The sequence below is a fragment of the Streptomyces sp. NPDC017202 genome, from assembly GCF_044331705.1.
Lineage (GTDB): Bacteria > Actinomycetota > Actinomycetes > Streptomycetales > Streptomycetaceae > Streptomyces.
The window spans coordinates 1-1041 of the sequence record NZ_JBIRNP010000058.1; the positions used below are offsets into that span (position 1 = coordinate 1).

1 protein-coding gene is annotated in these 1041 nt (G+C 66.6%); it reads right to left on the minus strand.

The window, feature by feature from the left end; genetic code table 11:
• Positions 1 to 106: 106 nt before the first annotated feature.
• Positions 107 to 903, minus strand: a protein-coding gene (locus tag ACH4N1_RS35000) for an IS5 family transposase (RefSeq protein ID WP_398104574.1) whose coding sequence is annotated in 2 segments (ribosomal slippage) — positions 107 to 565 and positions 568 to 903 — 795 coding nt in all. Because the reading frame shifts where the segments join, the coding sequence is not laid out codon by codon here.
• Between the last annotated feature and the right edge of the window lie 138 nt (positions 904 to 1041).

Sequence of the window (1041 nt, forward strand, 5' to 3'; positions counted from 1 at the left end):
TTCGCGATCTCCCACAGCCCGTCCGGAACAATCCAGCTCCACGTACCCCGCCCCATACCGAGCTCAACGACACCTCACCACATAGGACACGGTCTTAGAGGCCATCTCATTTGGCGAGCCGGCGGTAGCAGATGAGGGTGCAGGCGATGCTGGTGAAGGCGAGGAAGTGTTCGGCCTTGCGTTCGTAGCGGCGGTGCAGACGACGGCAGCCGGCGAGCCATGCCATGGTTCGCTCGATCACCCAACGGTGACGGCCCAGCCGCTTGGAGGACTCGATGCCCTTGCGGGCGATGCGGTGCCGGATACCGCGCTCGCGGAGCCATTTCCGCAGATGGGCGTAGTCGTACCCCTTGTCGCCGTGGAGCTTGGCGGGCTTGCGCCTGCGTGGGCCGCGGCGGGAGCGGATCGGAGGGATGCCGCGTACGAGCGGCTCCAGGGCCTGGCTGTCGTGGAGATTGGCACCGGAGATCCCGACGGACAGGGGCAGTCCGGTCCGCTCGGTGATCAAGTGGATCTTCGATCCTTTCTTGCCCCGATCCACAGAATTCGGACCCGTCAGGTCCCCCCTTTCAGGGCCCGCATGTTCACCGAGTCGATCGCGCACCGCGACCACTCCAGCTCACCCCGCGAGCCGAGCTCGTCCAGCACCAGCCGGTGCAGCTTCGCCCAGACCCGAGCCTTCGACCACTCCGTGAACCGGCGATGGGCCGTTGCACCAGAGGGCCCGAACACCGGTGGGACCTGCGACCACGTACACCCCGCCGTTGCCACGAAGATGATCGCGGCCAGCACCTCGCGGTCGCCGTACCGGCGCCGGCCACCACCCTGCGGACGCGACGGCGCCTCCGGCACCACCCGCTGGAACAGCTCCCACAACCCGTCCGGGACCAGACGCTCAACCAACAGCACGCCCTCAGGCTACCGCTAAAGCCAAATGAGATGGCCTCTAAGACCGTGTCCTATGTGGTGAGGCGGATGAGTCGTTTGTAGCAGCAGAGGGCGGCGGCGAGGCCGAGAAAGGCCAGGTAGTTGCGGGGATCG